At 62.2% G+C, this 837-nt stretch carries 1 protein-coding gene; it reads right to left on the reverse strand.

What is annotated here, in order from left to right:
• A partial coding sequence (locus MXD59_RS25965) for an IS630 family transposase (protein ID WP_248827196.1) occupies window positions 1-749 on the reverse strand: 749 nt, incomplete at its 3' end.
• Between the last annotated feature and the right edge of the window lie 88 nt (window positions 750-837).

Below are 837 nucleotides of genomic sequence, written 5' to 3' on the forward strand. Positions count from 1 at the left end.
GTGCTGGCGACGAACTCGCGGACGGCCTTCGAATCGTGGTATTTGGCGCCGTCGACGATGAGAAAAACATTTCCGCCGTCGTCGTGGAGCAGTCTCGAGCAGAACTCGATGAAGACCTTGGAGTCGACCGACCCGCCTTGCTGGAGCATGAAATGCAGCTTTCCTTGGGCGCTGACCGCGGAGAGCATGAGAACGGATTTCCGGTCGCCTGTGCGGCTGACGACGGGAGTTTCCCCCACGGGCGCCCAGGTGGTGCCGCTGTGGTGATCGGTGCGCACCGAGGCCTCGTCTCCGAAGTAGACAGTGGCTCCGACCTTCCGCGCCTCGGCTCGGATCCTGGGGAACTGCTCGGTCTTCCAGCGCATCACCTTCTCCTCGTCGCGCTGGATCGCCTGCGTGACGGGACGTTGCGGGGACATGCCCCAGCGCCGCAGCATCCTGCCGACCGCCTGCTCGGTGATGCTGATACCGAGAAGCCGCTGGATGAGGTCGCGGACCATCCAACGTGTCCACAGCTGGAAGTCGAAGTGCATCTGATCGGGAGTCTTCGTGTGGAGGATTGTGTAGATCCGGTCGGCCTGTTCCTCCGTCAGCTTTTTCGGCCTGCCGGGAATCGGCTTGGCGTGCAATGCCTCAATACCGCCAGCGCGGTACTGCTGCGCCCAGGAGAACACCGCCGCCCGACTGAAGCCCAACGAATCGGCCAGCTCGTCAGCGTTCGCCCCGTCATCGACGATCTGGCGAGCCACGCGAATCCTGATAGATTCAAGCGTGGCATGGTCTAGTTTCCGGCCGTCCGTCTCCCGCATGCAAGAATTAAATCACAATGTGCCATCC

Origin of the sequence: Frankia umida (assembly GCF_023242945.1) — a bacterium.
In the GTDB taxonomy this organism is placed as follows: domain Bacteria; phylum Actinomycetota; class Actinomycetes; order Frankiales; family Frankiaceae; genus Frankia; species Frankia umida.